The sequence below is a fragment of the Pseudomonas sp. JR33AA genome, from assembly GCF_021378985.1.
In the GTDB taxonomy this organism is placed as follows: Bacteria; Pseudomonadota; Gammaproteobacteria; order Pseudomonadales; family Pseudomonadaceae; genus Aquipseudomonas; species Aquipseudomonas alloputida.
Map to the genome: position 1 here is coordinate 233,747 of NZ_JAJSAW010000001.1, position 17,590 is coordinate 251,336.

At 62.5% G+C, this 17,590-nt stretch carries 15 protein-coding genes; 5 read left to right on the top strand and 10 right to left on the bottom strand.

From position 1 onward, the window contains the following. Positions 1–105: 105 nt before the first annotated feature. From mdtD to yccS, 4 genes are all read left to right on the top strand, one after another. Positions 106–1,533, top strand: a complete 1,428-nt coding sequence (gene mdtD / locus LVS58_RS01060) for a multidrug transporter subunit MdtD (protein WP_233689542.1) — start codon at positions 106–108, stop codon at positions 1,531–1,533. 112 nt (positions 1,534–1,645) lie between these two features. Then, positions 1,646–2,983: an ATP-dependent RNA helicase DbpA gene (dbpA, locus tag LVS58_RS01065; RefSeq protein WP_233689856.1), complete on the top strand. Its 1,338-nt coding sequence runs from the start codon at positions 1,646–1,648 to the stop codon at positions 2,981–2,983. Positions 2,984–3,118: 135 nt separating this feature from the next. After that, positions 3,119–4,300 carry an NAD(P)/FAD-dependent oxidoreductase gene (locus LVS58_RS01070; protein ID WP_233689543.1) on the top strand — a complete coding sequence of 394 codons (1,182 nt, stop codon included), beginning with the start codon at positions 3,119–3,121 and terminating at the stop codon, positions 4,298–4,300. Positions 4,301–4,382: 82 nt separating this feature from the next. Further along, the gene (yccS, locus tag LVS58_RS01075) at positions 4,383–6,566 is read left to right on the top strand and encodes a YccS family putative transporter (protein WP_233689544.1); all 2,184 of its coding nucleotides are present in this window, start codon (positions 4,383–4,385) and stop codon (positions 6,564–6,566) included. A gap of 68 nt (positions 6,567–6,634) precedes the next feature. Here the strand turns inward: yccS and LVS58_RS01080 are convergent, their stop codons facing one another. Continuing rightward, entirely contained in the window at positions 6,635–7,372 is a 738-nt protein-coding gene (locus tag LVS58_RS01080; RefSeq protein WP_233689545.1) for a substrate-binding periplasmic protein, read from the bottom strand. A 153-nt stretch (positions 7,373–7,525) separates the two neighbouring features. Here LVS58_RS01080 and LVS58_RS01085 point away from each other — a divergent pair, with 153 nt between their 5' ends. Further along, a complete protein-coding gene (locus LVS58_RS01085; RefSeq protein ID WP_233689546.1) occupies positions 7,526–7,978 on the top strand; it encodes a GNAT family N-acetyltransferase in 453 nt (150 codons plus the stop codon). A gap of 33 nt (positions 7,979–8,011) precedes the next feature. On the opposite strand, the gene LVS58_RS01090 is transcribed toward LVS58_RS01085, so the two are convergent. The 9 genes from LVS58_RS01090 to tkt form a co-directional block, all read right to left on the bottom strand. After that, the gene (locus LVS58_RS01090) at positions 8,012–8,308 is read right to left on the bottom strand and encodes a winged helix-turn-helix domain-containing protein (protein ID WP_233689547.1); all 297 of its coding nucleotides are present in this window, start codon (positions 8,306–8,308) and stop codon (positions 8,012–8,014) included. Between the two features lie 12 nt (positions 8,309–8,320). Continuing rightward, positions 8,321–8,821, bottom strand: coding sequence for a M48 metallopeptidase family protein (locus LVS58_RS01095; RefSeq protein WP_026031844.1), 501 nt, complete (start codon positions 8,819–8,821; stop codon positions 8,321–8,323). Between the two features lie 39 nt (positions 8,822–8,860). Beyond that, a complete protein-coding gene (locus tag LVS58_RS01100; RefSeq protein ID WP_233689548.1) occupies positions 8,861–10,987 on the bottom strand; it encodes a putative bifunctional diguanylate cyclase/phosphodiesterase in 2,127 nt (708 codons plus the stop codon). A gap of 213 nt (positions 10,988–11,200) precedes the next feature. After that, entirely contained in the window at positions 11,201–12,265 is a 1,065-nt protein-coding gene (gene fba, locus LVS58_RS01105) for a class II fructose-bisphosphate aldolase (protein ID WP_010955535.1), read from the bottom strand. 100 nt (positions 12,266–12,365) lie between these two features. Next, a complete protein-coding gene (locus tag LVS58_RS01110) occupies positions 12,366–12,695 on the bottom strand; it encodes an MliC family protein (protein ID WP_004576614.1) in 330 nt (109 codons plus the stop codon). A 79-nt stretch (positions 12,696–12,774) separates the two neighbouring features. Further along, entirely contained in the window at positions 12,775–13,026 is a 252-nt protein-coding gene (locus LVS58_RS01115) for a hypothetical protein (RefSeq protein ID WP_233689549.1), read from the bottom strand. After that, on the bottom strand, positions 13,026–14,189 hold the full coding sequence (locus LVS58_RS01120; protein ID WP_176683087.1) for a phosphoglycerate kinase: 1,164 nt from the start codon (positions 14,187–14,189) through the stop codon (positions 13,026–13,028). The genes LVS58_RS01115 and LVS58_RS01120 overlap by 1 nt, the downstream gene beginning before the upstream one ends. 12 nt (positions 14,190–14,201) lie before the next feature. Next, on the bottom strand, positions 14,202–15,263 hold the full coding sequence (gene epd, locus LVS58_RS01125; protein WP_233689550.1) for an erythrose-4-phosphate dehydrogenase: 1,062 nt from the start codon (positions 15,261–15,263) through the stop codon (positions 14,202–14,204). Positions 15,264–15,454: 191 nt separating this feature from the next. Beyond that, entirely contained in the window at positions 15,455–17,452 is a 1,998-nt protein-coding gene (gene tkt, locus LVS58_RS01130) for a transketolase (RefSeq protein WP_233689551.1), read from the bottom strand. Positions 17,453–17,590: the final 138 nt, after the last annotated feature.

Sequence of the window (17,590 nt, forward strand, 5' to 3'; positions counted from 1 at the left end):
ATTTACCGGCCCTTTCGCGGCTAAAACCGCGCCTACAAGGAACGCGTAACCCTCGTAGGAGCGGCTTTAGCCGCGAAAGGGCCGGCACTGACAAACGAGGACGTCATGCCCGAACGCACCCCGCTGGACCCCGTCACCGCCCGCTGGATCCCTTGGGTGGTGGCCATCGCCTTCTTCATGCAGTCCCTGGACGGCACCATCCTCAACACTGCGCTGCCGGCCATGGCCCGCTCGTTGGCCGAAGACCCATTACGCATGCAGGGTGTGATCATTGCCTACATGCTCACCGTGGCCCTGCTGATCCCTGCCTCAGGCTGGATCGCCGACCGCTTCGGCACCAAGCGCATCTTCTTCAGCGCCATCTTGCTGTTCAGCTTTGGCTCGCTGCTGTGCGCGGCAGCCAACAGCCTTGGCTTCCTGATCTTCGCCCGCGTAGTGCAGGGCCTGGGCGGTGCGCTGATGCTGCCGGTCGGGCGGTTGGTGGTGCTGCGCGCCTACCCACGCAGCGAGCTGGTGCGGATCATGAGTTTCATCACTATCCCGGGCCTGCTCGGGCCATTACTGGGGCCAACGGTCGGTGGCTGGCTGGTGGAAATCCTCAGCTGGCACTGGATCTTCCTGCTCAACCTGCCAGTCGGCCTGCTTGGCTGCATTGCCGTGTGGAAGTTCATCCCGGACTTGCGCGGCGCCGAGCGCACCACCTTCGACGGCCCTGGTTTCCTGCTGTTCGGCGCAGCAATGGTACTGATCACCATTGCCATGGAAGGCCTGGGCGAGCTGCACCTGCCGCACTTGCGGGTAATGTTGCTGCTGTTCGCCGGCATGGCCTGCCTGGCCGCATACTGGCTGCGCGCCGGTCGCGACCCGGAGCCGCTGTTCTCGCCCAGCCTGTTCCGCGTGCGCACCTTCGCCATCGGCATCCTCGGCAACCTGTTCGCCCGCCTGGGCAGCGGCGCTCTGCCGTTCCTGGTGCCGTTGCTGCTGCAGGTCGCGCTGGGCTACTCACCCGCCCAGGCAGGCATGAGCATGATCCCGCTGGCGGCGGCGGCCATGCTGGCCAAATCCATCGCCCGACCGCTGATCGAACGGTTCGGATATCGCATCATCCTCACCGGTAATACCTTGCTGTTGGGCATCCTGCTGGCAAGCCTGGGCCTGGTGGACGAGCAGACCCCTTATTGGCTGCTGTTGGTGCAACTTGGCCTTCTGGGCGCAGTGAACTCCATGCAGTTCACTGCGATGAACACAGTGACGCTCATCGATCTCGACGACGCCAGCGCCAGCAGCGGTAACAGCTTGCTGTCGGTGGTCGCGCAACTGTCGCTGAGCCTGGGTGTGGCCTGCGCCGGCGCACTGTTGGGCGGCTTTACTGCGGCAGGCAGCGCCGAGGGCGTGGAAACCACCCTGGGCGCGTTCCAGCTGACCTTCGTCACCATCGGCGTCATGGCCATGCTGGCAGCGGCGATCTTCCTGCAGCTGGCGCCGACGGACGGAAGGCGTGCCCGTCGTCCGGAACAACACATGGAGCCGTAGGGCGAATGGCCACGAGGCTGGTAGACTATGCGGCATTTTTCGCTTCGCACCGCAGGCCCGCCTCGTGACCACCGAATCTACCGCCTTTGCCACCTTGCCGCTGTCCACTGCCATGCTGGCCAACCTGGAGGCCCTCGGCTATGCGTCGATGACGCCGATCCAGGCCCAGAGCTTGCCTGTCATCCTCAAAGGCCAGGACCTGATCGCCCAGGCCAAGACCGGTAGCGGCAAGACTGCCGCCTTCGGCATCGGCCTGCTCAACCCGATCAACCCGCGCTACTTCGGCTGCCAGGCGTTGGTGCTCTGCCCTACCCGCGAACTCGCCGACCAGGTGGCCAAGGAATTGCGCCGCCTGGCCCGTGCCGAGGACAACATCAAGATCCTGACTCTGTGCGGCGGCGTTTCGCTGGGCCCACAGATCGCTTCGCTGGAGCACGGCGCGCACATCATCGTCGGCACCCCAGGGCGCATCCAGCAGCATCTGGACAAAGGCACCCTTGTACTGGACGGGTTGAACACCCTGGTGCTGGACGAAGCCGACCGCATGCTCGACATGGGCTTCTTCGACGCCATCGCCAGCATCATCGGCAAGACCCCGTCGCGTCGCCAGACCCTGCTGTTTTCGGCCACCTACCCGGCCGGCATCAAGCAACTGGCCGCCGACTTCATGCGCAACCCGCAGCAGGTCAAGGTCGAGAGCCTGCATACCGACAACCAGATCGAGCAGCGTTTCATCGAGATCGACCCGCAGCAACGCCTGGAAGCCGTCACCCGCGTGCTCGGCCACTACCGCCCGCAGTCGTGCGTAGCGTTCTGCTTTACCAAGCAGCAATGCGAGGACGTGGTTGCCCACCTGACTGCCAAGGGCATCGTCGCCCAGGCCCTGCACGGCGACCTGGAGCAGCGCGACCGTGACCAGGTGCTGACCATGTTCGCCAACCGCAGCAGTTCGGTGCTGGTGGCTACCGACGTCGCCGCGCGCGGCTTGGATATCGATGGCCTGGACATGGTCATCAACGTGGAGCTGGCGCGTGATGCCGAAATCCACGTGCACCGCGTAGGCCGTACCGGCCGCGCCGGCGAGAAAGGCGTCGCGGTCAGCCTGGTGGCACCGGCCGAAGGCCACCGCGCCCAGGCCATCGAAGCGCTGCAGAAGAGCCCGCTGCGCTGGGACCAGCTGGACAGCCTGAAAAACAAGGGCGGCGAGCCCCTGCTGCCGGTGATGACCACACTGTGCATTGCCGCTGGCCGCAAGGACAAGCTGCGCCCCGGCGACATCCTGGGGGCCCTGACCGGTGATGCCGGCATCCCGGGCAAGCAAGTGGGCAAGATCGCCATTTTCGACTTCCAGGCGTTTGTGGCCGTGGAGCGGGCGCTGGCCAAGCAGGCCATGCAGCGCTTGAACAGCGGCAAGATCAAGGGCCGCTCCCTGAAAGTCCGCATCGTCTGACCTATTTTGGGGCCGCTTTGCGGCCCTTTCGCGACACAAGGCCGCTCCTACAGGGGATCGCGCACTCTTGTAGGAGCGGCCTTGTGTCGCGAAAGGGCTGCAAAGCAGCCCCGGCAATTCTGAAGAGGTAACACCGTGCACTCCACCGACGTGATCATCCTTGGCGCCGGCGCCGCCGGCCTGATGTGCGCCCAGCTTAGCGCCCGTCGCGGCCGCCGGGTGCTGCTGCTCGACCACGCCAACAAGCCAGGCAAGAAAATCCTCATGTCCGGCGGCGGGCGCTGCAACTTCACCAACCTGTACACCGAGCCGGCTAATTTCCTTTCGCACAACGCGCACTTCTGCAAATCGGCCCTGGCCCGCTACACCCAGTGGGACTTCATCGAACTGGTGTGCAAGCACGGCGTGGCCTACCACGAGAAGAAGCTCGGCCAGCTGTTCTGTGACAACAAGGCCAGCGACATCCTCGACATGCTGCTGGCCGAGTGCGACGAGGCCGGTGCCGAGATCCGCATGCACACCAGCATCGAACAGATCGAGAAGACCGAAAGCGGCTATCTGCTACAGACCAGCGGCGGCCAGTTCGCCTGTCAGTCGCTGGTCATTGCCACCGGCGGCCTGTCGATCCCGACCCTGGGCGCCACCGGTTTCGGCTACCAGGTGGCCCGCCAGTTCGGCCACACCCTGCTGCCAACCCGCGCCGGGCTGGTGCCATTCACCATCACCGAGCCCCAACTCAAGGCGATGTGCACAGAGTTGTCCGGCACCTCGCTGGACTGCACCGCCAGTTGCAATGGCACCAGTTTCCGCGAAAACCTGCTGTTCACGCACCGCGGCCTGAGCGGCCCGGCGATCTTGCAGATCTCGTCGTTCTGGGAAGCCGGTGATACGGTCGAGATCAACCTGCTGCCCGACCGGGATGCGCTGGCCTGGCTGCAACAGATGCAGGCCGAGCGCGCCAACGCCGAACTGAAGACCGTGCTGGGCGAGGTGTTCACTCGCAAGCTGGCTACCTTGCTGGCCGAGCAGTGGTTCGAGTCGAAGCCGATGAAGCAGTACACCCCGACAGAACTGGCGCACATCGCCGAAAAGCTGGCGAACTGGCAAATTGTGCCGGCCGGCACCGAAGGCTACCGCACCGCCGAAGTGACCCTGGGCGGCGTGGATACCCGCGAGGTGTCGTCCAAGACCATGGAGTCGCTGAAAAGCCCCGGCTTGTACTTCATTGGTGAAGTGCTGGATGTCACCGGCCACCTGGGTGGTTTCAACTTCCAGTGGGCCTGGGCATCGGCGAACGCCGCCGCGCAGTTCGTGTAGAGTAGAATCCTTTCAGCAGCACGGAACGCTTCTTGCTGGCCGTGCTGCAGTGCATTCTTCGCTCACCGCCTGGCAGGCCATCATGTCATCGAGCTCGTTCCGTCAGTCACTGCGTCGCCTGTGGGGCCAAGACAAGTTCAGCTACAGCATCCGGGTCACCATTGCCCTTACCGGCAGCCTCGCCCTGTGCTGGTACCAGAACGAGATGGCCCTGCTGATTCCGCTGTTCCTCGGCATCATCGCCAGTGCCCTGGCCGAAACCGACGACAGCTGGCAGGGCCGCCTCAGCGCCCTGGCCGTTACCCTGGTGTGCTTCGCTATCGCTGCACTGGCGGTCGAGTTGCTGTTCCCCTACCCCTGGATCTTCGTCATTGCCCTGGCCCTGGCTGCCTTTGGCCTGACCATGCTCGGGGCGCTGGGCGAGCGCTACGGCGCCATCGCTTCGGCCACCCTCATCACTGCGGTCTACACCATGATCGGCGTGGACCAGCGCGGCGGCCAGGTCACCGACTTCTGGCACGAACCGCTGCTGCTGGTGGCAGGGGCGGCCTGGTACGGGCTGTTGTCGGTGCTGTGGCAGGCGCTGTTTTCCAACCAGCCGGTACAACAGAGCCTGGCCAAACTGTTCTTCGAGCTGGGCAGCTACCTCAAGCTCAAGGCCAGCCTGTTTGAACCGGTCCGCACGCTCGACGTCGAGGCGCGGCGCCTGGAACTGGCCCAGCAGAACGGCAAAGTGGTGGCCGCGCTGAACGCAGCCAAGGAGATCATCCTGCACCGGGTAGGCAACAGCCAACCCAACTCGAAGGTAAGCCGCTATCTCAAGCTGTACTTCCTGGCCCAGGACATCCACGAGCGTGTCAGTGCCTCGCACTACCCCTACAACGCACTGACCGAGGCGTTTTTCCACAGCGACGTCATGTTCCGCTGCCAGCGTCTGTTGCGTAAGCAGGGTTCATCCTGCCAGGAACTGGCCCGCTCGATCCGCCTGCGCCAACCGTTCGTGCTGGCCAGCGGTTATCCAGAAGCCCTCGAGGACCTAAACGCCTCGCTGGAGCACCTGCGCATACAGAGCAACCCGGCCTGGCGCGGCCTGTTGCGCTCGCTGCGGGCACTGGCCGCCAACCTGGCAACACTGGACCGCCTGCTCAGTGCCGCCAGCAACCCGGACAGCCTGGCCGATGCCAGCGACAGCAGCCTGCTCGACCGGTCGCCACGCTCGCTGAAGGACGTGTGGACACGCCTGCGCACTCAGCTTACACCGACCTCGCTGTTGTTCCGCCATGCCTTACGCCTACCGCTGGCGCTGTCGATCGGCTATGGCATGGTGCACCTGATTCACCCGACCCAGGGTTACTGGATCATCCTCACCACGCTCTTCGTGTGCCAGCCCAACTACGGGGCCACGCGGCGCAAGCTGGTGCAGCGAATCTTCGGCACGGCCGTTGGCCTGACGGTGGGTTGGGCCTTGTTCGACCTGTTCCCCAACCCGGTCATCCAGTCATTGTTCGCCGTGGTTGCCGGGGTGGTGTTCTTCGTCAACCGCACCACCCGCTATACCCTGGCCACTGCCGCGATCACCCTGATGGTGCTGTTCTGCTTCAACCAGATCGGTGATGGCTACGGCCTGTTCCTGCCACGCCTGTTCGATACCCTGGTGGGCAGCCTGATTGCCATTCTTGCAGTGTTCCTGTTCCTGCCTGACTGGCAGGGCCGACGGTTGAACAAGGCGCTGGCCAATACCCTGGCCTGTGCCAGCGTGTACCTGCGCCAGATCATGCAGCAGTATGCCCACGGCAAACGCGACGACCTGGCCTACCGCCTGGCCCGGCGCAATGCCCACAACGCTGACGCGGCGCTGTCCACCACCTTGGCCAACATGCTGATGGAGCCGGGGCATTTCCGTAAGGAAGCCGACGTTGGCTTTCGTTTCCTGGTGCTGTCGCACACCTTGCTCAGCTACCTCTCGGGGTTAGGCGCGCACCGCGACACGGCGTTGCCAGCGGAGGTGCAGGAGCAGTTGATCGAAGGCGCCGGGCAAAGCCTGGCCAGCAGCCTGGACGAAATAGCCAACGGCCTGGCCGCACGGCTACCGGTGGCAATTCACAGTGATACCGAAGAGGCACTGGCCAATGCCCTGGAGCAGATGCCGGAAGACCTGGATGAGCATCAGCGGCTGGTGCAGACGCAGTTGGCGTTGATATGCCGACAGTTGGGGCCATTGCGGACCCTGGCGGCACACCTGATCAAGGAAAATACTCCGGCCTGAGCGTTTCATGGCCTGTGCTGGCCTCTTGGCGGGTGAACACGCGAAGAGGCCAGCACAGGCCACAACGCTCAAAAGCCATATTGATGCAGCAGCCGGGCATAGCTGCCATCGGCCTTCATCGCCGCTATCGCCTGCTCGAAACGCTCGACAATCCGCTTATGCTCCGGGTGCTTCAGGCTGACCAGAATATGCAGGGTGTTCTCCCCCAGCGGCGGATCCACCAGCATCACCCCATCACGCACGTCCTGCGGCTCACGCTGCAGGTAGTAGCGGGCCACGTACTCGTCTTCCACCGCCAGGCTTACCCGCCCTGCCGCCAACATGCGTACGGCAGAAGAAAAGTTGCGCACCGGCACTTTGTGCAGATGGGAATCCCCGTCGAATTCCGCTGAATAGGCGTAGTCGCGCACTACGGCAATGCTATAGCCATAAAGGTCAGACAGACGCTTGTAGCTAAACGCATCGCTCTTACGTTGCAGCAGGCGAATACGATTACTCAGGTAGGCGCTGGAGAATTGCCCGATATTGGCGCGCGAGTCGTTATACCAGGCATTGATCAGCACGTCGTAGCGCCCGTCACCTACCCCCAGCAACGCCCGCGCCCACGGCACCTCTTCATAGCCGCTGGCGTAGCCGGCACGGGTCAGTGCCGTGGTAACGATGCTGGTCGCAAGGCCGCCACCCGGCATCTTGGCATCGGTGAACGGTGGCCAGTTGTCGGCCACCAGGCGTAGCTTGGCGTGACCCAGGGAGGGTGTTGCCAGCATCGTTGCCAATAAACCCAGAACACAAAGCAGTGACCGCATGCTCACGTCCTTTCGCAATGGAGGGCAACACTGCCAGTGAGATTACACAAAGCGGTTGCCGAGGGCAGCGGCCAATAGTGTCATTTAGCCTCTATTTTGGCCGAAGCACATGCAGCATGCGATGATCGAGCCCCACCCAAGGAGTTAGTGCCCATGTCAATCGACTGGCTCTGCAAGCACCACACCGACCTCGGCAAGGAGCAACTCTATGCCATTTTGCGGCTGCGCACTGAAGTACTCGTGGTGGAGCAGCGCCACGCCTACCAGGAAGTCGATGGTCAGGACCTGACTGGCGATACCTTGCACCTCATGGCCTGGCAGGAAGACAAGCTGGTCGCCTACCTGCGCCTGCTGGATCCGCAGTCCCAAGGCGGGGATGTGGTGATCGGACGCGTGGTGACATCAGCGCAGGCGCGAGGTTTGAAGCTCGAAGAAAGCCTGCTGTTCAAGGGGCTGGAGGCGGCGGAACATTGTTGGCCGGGAGTGCCGGTTTATCTGTCGGCTCCGGCGCATTTGCAGGTTTTTTATGCCCGCCATGGGTTTGCGGTGGTGAGCGGGGAGCCTCTGGTGGACGGCATCTCGTCTATCGGAATGCGAAAGGGTTGAGGCCGCCCCCACGGACCGCGCAGGCTTTTCAAATCAAGGGTAGCCCAGCACTTCGCGGATCTGCCGCAAGTGACGGATGATCCACTGCTTGTCGATCGCCCCCCAATCATGAATGCGGTAATGCCCGGCGTGGTTGCGTGCGCCTTCCTGCTGTTCGAACTCGCAGAGGATGTCCAGGTCGGCCAACGCGGCGATGGTGTCCTGGGCTGTACGACGGGGCATGCCGGTGGCCTCCATCAGGGCGGGCACGCTGGTCGCGGTCTGGCTATCGATCAGCCAGGCCACGTACAGGCGGCGGTAGAAGCTGCTCTTGGTCTTGCTCACTTCCATGCTGCATGTTCCTTAGAGGTTGCCCGGCAGCTCCCGGTAGGTCAGGTAGACGCGCAGGTCGAATTCCAGTTGGTGATAGTCCGGCTCCATGTGCTGGCAGAGCTGGTAGAACGCTTTGTTGTGATCTCGCTCGCGCAGGTGCGCCAACTCGTGCACAACGATCATGCGCAAGAACTGTGGCGCGGCCTCCTTGAACAGCGAGGCAATGCGGATTTCCTTCTTCGCCTTGAGCTTGCCACCCTGCACCCGCGACACCGCCGTGTTCAGACCCAGGGCCCGATGCGTCAGATCGAGGCGGCTGTCGAACAGGACCTTGTCCAGATTTGGCGCACTTCGCAGGTACTGTTGGCGCAGATCCTGGGCATAGCCATACAACGCCTTGTCGTTTTGCACGTCATGGCGGTCAGGGTAACGGCGCTGCAGGTATTCACCCAGGCGGTCGCTGTCGATCATCTTCCGCACCTGTTCCTGCAGGTGCGGGGGGTAGGCTTGCAAGTAACGTAGTACGGTCATGGCGCTGTATTCGGCGTAACGAATGCCGATTCTAGCCAATCACGGCCCTGGCCAGGAGAAAATTGGCGGGAAGCCGCTAGCGTCAGTCGCGGTCATCGGATAAGCCACCAGGAAACCCTGAACGTATTCGCAACCATTGGCCTTGAGCCAGGCTGCCTGCGCCGGGGTCTCCACGCCTTCGGCGATCACTGTGATACGGTAGTCGGCGCACAGGCCGATCACGCTGCGAACCAACGCAGCATCTACCGACGAATCGGGCAGACGTGCCACCAGATGACGGTCGAGCTTGAGCGTGTCGATAGGCAGGTCGCGCAGCATACGCAACGAACAGTCACCCGCACCAAAGTCATCCAGGGCCACCCTCACGCCCAGCTCACGCAAGCGATGTATCTGTTTGACAGCCGCGTCGATGTTATACATCAGCGACGTTTCCGCCACTTCCACCTCCAACTGCGTCGGGACAAGCTGATAGAGCTGAATGACCCGTTGCAGCTCTTCGACCAGGCCAGGCATGACGAACTGCGCGCGGCTCAGGCTGATGCCGAGCACGACGTCCGGCGCAAACCTGTCATACCAGGCCTGCCGCTGCGCGGCCCCCTGCCGGTAGATCCAGCTGGCCAGGCGGTTGATCAGCCGCGCTTCTTCCAGCAACGGGATGAACAGCCCCGGCGGTACATCGCCAACGCTGGGGTGCTGCCAGCGCAGCAAGGCCTCGAAACCACGCAGGCGGCCATCGTGGAAGGCTACCTGTGGCTGGTACACCAAGGTAAAGTCCTGCTGCTCGATGGCCATCCGCACGCTATCCTCGAGCATCAATCGCGAGCGCGCCCGTCCGTTGAGTTCCTGGTCATAGAAGCGGTATTGCTGACGCCCCGCTTGCTTGGCTGCGTACATCGCTGCATCGGCCGAATGCAGCAGGCCTTCGACATTGGCGCCGCAGTCGGGGTAGGTGGCAATGCCGATGCTGACCCCAAGGCATACATCGAGCCCGTCTACCTCATGGCTGATGGAAACACGCTCGAGCAACCGTTCGGCATAACGCCCGGCCTGCTCCGGGTAGGGCAAGCTGTCGAACAGTGCAGTGAACTCATCGCCGCCCATACGCGCCAGCAAAGCCTCACTGCCCAGGCAGTCCTTGAGCTGCTCGGCAACCCAGCGCAACACCCGGTCGCCCGCGTCGTGGCCGAGCGAGTCGTTGATGCGTTTGAAACCATCCAGATCCATGTACATCAGCGCCTGCGCCTTGTCCGAGCGCTCGTTGCGCAGCAGAGCACCTTCAGCAGCCTGGTAAAAGCCACGGCGGTTGAGCAGGCCGGTGAGCGGGTCGGTAATGGCCTGATATTCCAGCTGCTGGTGCAGGTTACGCACCACCGACATGTCCAGCACGGTCACCACCATGGCCTGTCGGTCGGCCGGCAACGGCGCACAGGACAACGCCACCGGCACAAGTTCACCCCCTTGGGTACGCAGTTGGGCATCGTGTACGCGGAAGATCTGCCGCCCCTGGTAGGCCTTGTAGAAGTCCGACTCGCGCCACAGGCTGGTACTGGTCAGTTGCACAACGTCGAGCAATTGGGTGCCCTGCAGTTGTTGCACCGGTGCCGCCAGCAAACGGGAGACGGCCGGATTGACAAAACTGATGATGCCATGGGCATCAACCACCAGAATGCCTTCGGCGGCATTTTCCAGAATGGACGCATTGAATGCCCTGGCCGCCTCCAACTCGCGACTCAGTTGCTGCAGCATGCGCCGGTTGCGCTGCTGGTCGAGCAGCGCCTGGACTTTGGGCTTGAGAATTTGCGGGTCGAACGGTTTGAACATGTAGTCCACGGCGCCGCTGGCGTAGCCTTTGAGCACGGCCGCTTCGGACTGTTCGTTGGCGGTGAGGAAAATGATCGGGGTCAGCCGGGTACGCTGATTGCCGCGCATCAGCCGGGCGACTTCAAAGCCGTCCATTTCCGGCATCTGTACATCCATCAACACCAGGTCAACTTCGTACTCAAGCAACGCGCTCAAGGCTTCTATCCCAGAGCTTGCCGTTAATACTTGCCAATCCTGCCGGGCCAGCAAGGCCCGCATGCTGATGAGGTTCTCGGGGTAGTCGTCTACCACCAGAAGAACTGAGCTGCCATCCAGTGGCTGCTGTTGAGGGTAAGCGCCATCCATGCTGCTTCTCGATTATGTGACCGACTTCAAAATACGGTTGGATCCATTAGTACTCTAGCCTTGAGGCTGCAACACGCAATGCAATCAGAACGCTATCAATGGACAAACTGTACGGTAGCCGACTAACGGTCGGCCTGCCGGAATTATGTACAGGTTTCCATCGCCCATAAAAAAACCCGCATCGCTGCGGGTTTTTTCAGGGTTACCTGTCGATCAGTTGACCTTGGCGGCCAGTTCACCTTTCAGGTAACGCTGGTACATACCTTCCAGAGAGATCGGCTTGATCTTCGAAGCATTGCCTGCGGTGCCGAAGGCTTCGTAACGCGCGATGCACACGTCGCGCATGGCCTTGATGGTTTCACCGAAGAACTTGCGTGGGTCGAACTCGCTCGGGTTCTGCGCCATCAGGCGGCGCATGGCACCGGTGGAGGCCAGACGCAGGTCGGTATCGATGTTGACCTTGCGCACGCCGTGCTTGATGCCTTCAACGATTTCTTCGACCGGTACACCGTAGGTTTCCTTGATGTCACCGCCGTACTGGTTGATGATCGCCAGCCACTCTTGCGGTACCGAGGACGAACCGTGCATCACCAGGTGGGTGTTGGGGATGCGCTTGTGGATTTCCTTGATACGATCGATGGCCAGCACGTCACCGGTGGGTGGCTTGGTGAACTTGTAGGCACCGTGGCTGGTACCGATAGCGATCGCCAGGGCGTCGACCTGGGTCTTCTTGACGAAGTCGGCGGCTTCTTCCGGGTCGGTCAGCATCTGGCTGTGATCCAGCACGCCTTCAGCGCCGATCCCGTCTTCTTCACCGGCCATGCCGGTTTCCAGCGAACCCAGGCAGCCCAGTTCGCCTTCAACCGAAACGCCGCAGGCGTGGGCCATGGCAACGGTCTGCTGGGTAACGCGGACGTTGTACTCGTAGTCGGTCGGGGTCTTGCCATCTTCACCCAGCGAACCGTCCATCATGACCGAGCTGAAACCCAGCTGGATCGAGCGCTGGCAGACATCAGGGCTGGTACCGTGGTCCTGGTGCATGCACACCGGGATGTGCGGGAATTCTTCGATGGCAGCCAGGATCAGGTGGCGCAGGAATGGCGCACCCGCGTATTTGCGGGCACCGGCCGAAGCCTGGACGATCACCGGGGAGTCGGTCTTGTCGGCCGCTTCCATGATGGCGCGCATCTGCTCGAGGTTGTTGACGTTGAAAGCTGGTACGCCGTAGCCGAACTCGGCGGCGTGGTCCAGCATCTGGCGCATGCTAATGAGTGCCATTGTGTATCTCTCTCCCGACAAGCGTCGTTTGTTTCGTGCAAGCCTGCCGCAGGGGCGGTTGCTGTTCAAGTAGTGTGGGCCACCCTCGCGGCCCGGCCAGTCACGGTGCCTTGCAGCCCCGCCCAATCAGATCGTTGGTTGCCACCCAGTACACCAAGCCTTCTTCGCCCTTGGTGTGGAAGGCCAGCATGCCATCGCTGTACAGCGCACCCGAGGCGCCCGGTTCAGCCTTGAGCCGGTACACCTGGTCGCCGCCGCCAAGACGTACGTCAACCTGGTCACGTTGCGCATCGGCGAAGCGCCAGAGCACCTCAGCCTGGGTGTCGCAGACCCAACGGGTCCAGTTGTCTGCCGGGGCCGGTTGCGCCGGCTGCAGCAGTGAGCATCCTGCCAGTGTCGCCAGGGCCGTCACGGCCAAAAGCGCTTTCATTCAGCTTCCTCGATTTGGGACCGCTCAGCGGCCCCTTCTTCAAGACCACAAATCAACGTTCAGGTTGCCTATTACCCGATCAAGGGCAACCCGGCGCCTTGCGTTGGTGGTCTTCGTCGTACTTTTCCAGGCCTTCCGGGCCCACGCGCTTGCCGATGACCGGCACCGTCTCGGCCTGCCATTCGGACTGGTAGCAACCGCCCTTGTGCAACTGCGCCGGGTCGGCATCCGAGGCCGGGCTGCCCGCGCAAGCGCTCAGCAGACCGGCCAGCATCATCACAGGCAATTGTTTGACCACCAGGCCACTCCCTTTGCCAAGCGCCGACGTCATCAGGCCTTGGCCCGCTCTTCCAGGATTGCCACAGCTGGCAGGACCTTGCCCTCTACGAACTCGAGGAAGGCGCCACCACCGGTAGAAATGTAGGAGATTTCTTTGCTGACGCCATATTTGTCGATGGCTGCCAGGGTGTCACCGCCACCGGCGATGGAGAACGCGGCGCTTTCGGCGATGGCCTTGGCCAGTACCTTGGTGCCGTTGCCAAACTGATCGAATTCGAACACGCCGACCGGGCCGTTCCACAGAATGGTTTTCGATGACTTCAGCAGCTCGGCGAAGTTGGCTGCGGTTTGCGGGCCGATGTCCAGGATCATGTCGTCGGCAGCTACGTCGGCAATGGCTTTGACGGTCGCTTCGGCGCTCTCGGCGAACTCCTTGGCAACCACCACGTCGACTGGCAGCGGCACGCTGACCTTGGCGGCAATTGCCTTCGCGGTGTCGACCAGGTCAGGCTCGTACAGCGACTTGCCCACCGGGTGGCCAGCCGCGGCCAGGAAGGTGTTGGCAATACCGCCACCGACGATCAACTGGTCGCAAACACTGCTCAGGCTGTTCAGCACGTCCAGCTTGGTGGAAACCTTGGAGCCGGCAACGATGGCTGCCATTGGCTTGGCCGGGGCCTTCAGGGCCTTGCCCAGGGCATCCAGTTCGGCTGCCAGCAGCGGGCCGGCAGCGGCAACCTTGGCGAACTTGGCGACGCCATGGGTCGAGCCTTCGGCGCGGTGTGCGGTGCCGAAAGCGTCCATGACGAATACATCGCACAGGGCAGCGTACTTCTGCGCCAGCTCGTCGGCGTTCTTTTTCTCGCCCTTGTTGAAGCGCACGTTCTCGAACAGCACCAGTTCACCGGCCTGTACCGCGACACCGTCCAGATAGTCGGCAACCAGCGGCACGTCACGGCCCAGGGCCTTGCTCAGGTAGTCGGCGACCGGCTTGAGGCTGTTCTCGGCAGAAAATTCGCCTTCGGTCGGGCGGCCCAGGTGCGAGCAGACCATTACCGCTGCGCCTTTTTCCAGGGCCAGCTTGATGGTCGGCAGCGCTGCCAGGATACGCGCGTCGCTGGCTACCACACCGTCCTTCACAGGCACGTTGAGGTCTTCGCGAATCAGTACGCGCTTACCTTGCAGGTCGAGGTCGGTCATCTTCAACACGGTCATGAATGCAGTCCTTCAGGGCTGTTTGTTGCGGGTTGGGTGAACGACGTGCAGAAAGTGTTCGGCAACGTCGAGCATACGGTTGGCAAAACCCCATTCGTTGTCGAACCAGGCCAGCAGGTTTACCAGGCGGGGGCCGGAAACACGCGTCTGGCTGGCATCGACGATCGCCGAATGCGGGTCATGGTTGAAATCACAGCTGGCGTGCGGCAGCTCAGTGTAAGCCAGCAAGCCTTTAAGCGGACCTTCCAGCGCGGCCTCGCGCAGCACTCGGTTGACTTCGGCCGCACTGGTGTCGCGGGCGGTCTGCAGGGTGATGTCCAGGCACGAGACGTTGACGGTCGGTACACGTACCGCTTTGGCCTGGATTCGCCCGGCAAGTTCCGGAAGCAGCCGCTCGATACCACGCGCCAGACCAGTGGACACAGGGATCACCGACTGGAAGGCCGAACGCGTGCGGCGCAGGTCTTCGTGGTGATAGGCATCAATTACCGGCTGGTCGTTCATCGCCGAGTGGATGGTGGTGATCTGCACATACTCGATGCCGAACGCCTGGTCCAGCACACGCAGCAGCGGCACGCCGCAGTTGGTGGTGCACGAAGCGTTGGACACCAGGCGTTCGCTGCCGGTAAGGCAGGCCTGGTTGACGCCGTAGACCACCGTAGCGTCAACGTCGGCCTCACTGGCCATGGGCTGCGAGAACAGCACCCTTGGCGCACCGGCGTCGAGGAAACGCTGGCCGTCGGCACGGGTGTTATAGGCACCGGAGCACTCCAGCACCAGGTCGATACCCAGCGCAGCCCAGTCGATGCCTTCGGGGGTGGCACTGCGCATGACCTTCACGCAATCGCCATTGATGTGCAGACAGTCGCCGTCGACCTTGACCTCGCCGGGAAAACGCCCGTGGGTGGAGTCGAAGCGTGTCAGGTATTCCAGGCTGGCCTGATCGGCCAGATCGTTCAGCGCGACGATCTCGAAACCGGCCTTTGCCCCCCGCTCGAACAACGCGCGCAGGACACAGCGGCCGATACGGCCATAACCGTTGAGTGCAACTTTGTAGGGACGCGGGTGGGGCATTGGTTGGCTCGCTAACGCATGATGGCTTTGGGGCCGCGTTGCGGCCCATCGCGACGCAAGGCCGCTCCCACAGGGACCGCGCCATCCCTGAGGACAGCACCGTTTCTGTGGGAGCGGCCTTGCGTCGCGATGGAGGGCAAAGCCCTCCCCTTGCACGACCTGGAGGGCGTCACTGCCCTCCATTTGTTACATCAGTCTTCCAGCAGCTCTTCGGCAGTACCGAGGATGTTCTCCAGGGTGAAGCCAAATTCTTCGAACAGTGCCGAAGCCGGCGCCGACTCACCGTAGGTGGTCATGCCGATGACACGACCTTCCAGGCCGACGTACTTGTACCAGAAGTCGGCGTGGGCAGCTTCGATGGCGATGCGCGCACCGACTTCCAGCGGCAGCACGGACTGCTTGTAGGCTGCGTCCTGGGCATCGAACACGCTGGTGCACGGCATGGAAACCACGCGCACCTTGCGACCTTGCTCGGTCAGCTTGTCGAAGGCCTGCACAGCCAGGCCCACTTCGGAACCGGTGGCGATAAGAATCAGTTCAGGCTCGCCGGTGCAGTCCTTGAGCACATAGCCGCCGCGGCTGATGTCGGCGATCTGCTGGGCGTCGCGCGGTTGGTGCTGCAGGTTCTGACGCGAGAAGATCAATGCCGAAGGGCCGTCCTTGCGCTCCAGGGCGTTTTTCCAGGACACGGCGGACTCCACCGCGTCGGCCGGGCGCCAGGTGTCCAGGTTCGGCGTGCTGCGCAGACTGGTCAGCTGTTCGATCGGCTGGTGCGTCGGGCCGTCTTCACCCAGACCAATGGAGTCGTGGGTGTACACGTGAATCACGCGCTGCTTCATCAGGGCCGACATGCGCACGGCGTTGCGGGCGTATTCCATGAACATCAGGAAGGTCGCGCCGTAAGGCACCAGGCCACCGTGCAGGGCAACGCCGTTCATGATGGCGGTCATGCCGAACTCGCGCACGCCGTAGAACACGTAGTTGCCGCTGGCGTCATTGGCTTCGACGCCCTTGCAACCTTTCCACAGGGTCAGGTTGGAGCCGGCCAGGTCAGCCGAACCACCGAGGAACTCGGGCAGCAGCGGGCCGAAGGCGTTCAGGGCGTTCTGGCTGGCCTTGCGGCTGGCGATGGTTTCGCCTTTTTCAGCCACTTCGTTGATGTAGGCCTGGGCCTTTTCACTGAAGTCGGCCGGCAGCTCGCCGCTGGCACGGCGCTTGAACTCGGCAGCCAGCTCCGGGTAGGCCTTGGCGTAGGCGTCGAAGCGCTGGTTCCACTCGGCTTCAACCTTGGCACCGGCGGCCTTGGCATCCCACTCGGCGTAGATGTCGGCCGGGATTTCGAACGGGCCATAGTTCCAGTTCAGGGCCTGGCGGGTCAGGGCGATTTCGTCGTTGCCCAGTGGGGCGCCGTGGCAGTCTTCCTTGCCCTGCTTGTTCGGCGAACCGAAACCGATGGTGGTCTTGCAGCAGATCAAGGTTGGGCGATCGCTCTTGCGGGCAGTCTCGATGGCCATCTTGATTTCTTCGGCATCGTGGCCGTCGACGTTGCGGATCACCTGCCAGTTGTAGGCTTCGAAGCGCGCCGGGGTGTTGTCGGTGAACCAGCCGTGCACTTCGCCGTCGATGGAAATGCCATTGTCGTCGTAGAAGGCGATCAGTTTGTTCAGGCCCAGGGTGCCGGCCAGCGAGGCGACTTCATGGGAAATGCCTTCCATCATGCAGCCGTCGCCGAGGAATACATAGGTGTTGTGGTCGACGATAGTGTGGCCGTCACGGTTGAACTGGGCAGCCAGCACTTTTTCGGCCAGGGCGAAACCCACGGCATTGGCGATACCCTGGCCGAGCGGGCCGGTGGTGGTTTCCACGCCTGGGGTGTAGCCGTATTCCGGGTGGCCCGGGGTGCGGCTGTGCAGTTGGCGGAAACCTTTGATGTCATCGATGGTGACGTCGTAGCCGGTCAGGTGCAGCAGCGAGTAGATCAGCATCGAACCATGGCCGTTGGACAGCACGAAGCGGTCACGGTCGGCGAAGCTCGGGTTGCTCGGGTTGTGCTTCAGGTAGTCGCGCCAAAGCACTTCGGCGATATCCGCCATGCCCATGGGGGCACCTGGGTGGCCGCTGTTGGCCTTTTGCACGGCATCCATGCTGAGGGCGCGAATGGCGTTGGCACGTTCACGACGGCTGGGCATCGCTGATCTCCTGGGGGACTTGAATAGGTGGTGTCACGAAAAAGGCGGCCATTTTCGCCCACTGGGGGGGCTTGGGGCAATGACGTATGGTCGCAGTCGGGGGATTTTCCTGTGATTGGCATTCAATTCGTGGCAAAA

Coding starts and splice junctions, on each gene's coding strand:
- LVS58_RS01090 (WP_233689547.1), bottom strand. CDS start 8,308: ATGGAAGTGAGCAAGACCAAGAGCAGCTTCTACCGCCGCCTGTACGTG.
- tkt (WP_233689551.1), bottom strand. CDS start 17,452: ATGCCCAGCCGTCGTGAACGTGCCAACGCCATTCGCGCCCTCAGCATG.
- LVS58_RS01085 (WP_233689546.1), top strand. CDS start 7,526: ATGTCAATCGACTGGCTCTGCAAGCACCACACCGACCTCGGCAAGGAG.
- LVS58_RS01110 (WP_004576614.1), bottom strand. CDS start 12,695: ATGAAAGCGCTTTTGGCCGTGACGGCCCTGGCGACACTGGCAGGATGC.
- epd (WP_233689550.1), bottom strand. CDS start 15,263: ATGCCCCACCCGCGTCCCTACAAAGTTGCACTCAACGGTTATGGCCGT.
- LVS58_RS01095 (WP_026031844.1), bottom strand. CDS start 8,821: ATGACCGTACTACGTTACTTGCAAGCCTACCCCCCGCACCTGCAGGAA.
- mdtD (WP_233689542.1), top strand. CDS start 106: ATGCCCGAACGCACCCCGCTGGACCCCGTCACCGCCCGCTGGATCCCT.
- LVS58_RS01100 (WP_233689548.1), bottom strand. CDS start 10,987: ATGGATGGCGCTTACCCTCAACAGCAGCCACTGGATGGCAGCTCAGTT.
- fba (WP_010955535.1), bottom strand. CDS start 12,265: ATGGCACTCATTAGCATGCGCCAGATGCTGGACCACGCCGCCGAGTTC.
- yccS (WP_233689544.1), top strand. CDS start 4,383: ATGTCATCGAGCTCGTTCCGTCAGTCACTGCGTCGCCTGTGGGGCCAA.
- LVS58_RS01115 (WP_233689549.1), bottom strand. CDS start 13,026: ATGACGTCGGCGCTTGGCAAAGGGAGTGGCCTGGTGGTCAAACAATTG.
- LVS58_RS01080 (WP_233689545.1), bottom strand. CDS start 7,372: ATGCGGTCACTGCTTTGTGTTCTGGGTTTATTGGCAACGATGCTGGCA.
- dbpA (WP_233689856.1), top strand. CDS start 1,646: ATGCTGGCCAACCTGGAGGCCCTCGGCTATGCGTCGATGACGCCGATC.
- LVS58_RS01120 (WP_176683087.1), bottom strand. CDS start 14,189: ATGACCGTGTTGAAGATGACCGACCTCGACCTGCAAGGTAAGCGCGTA.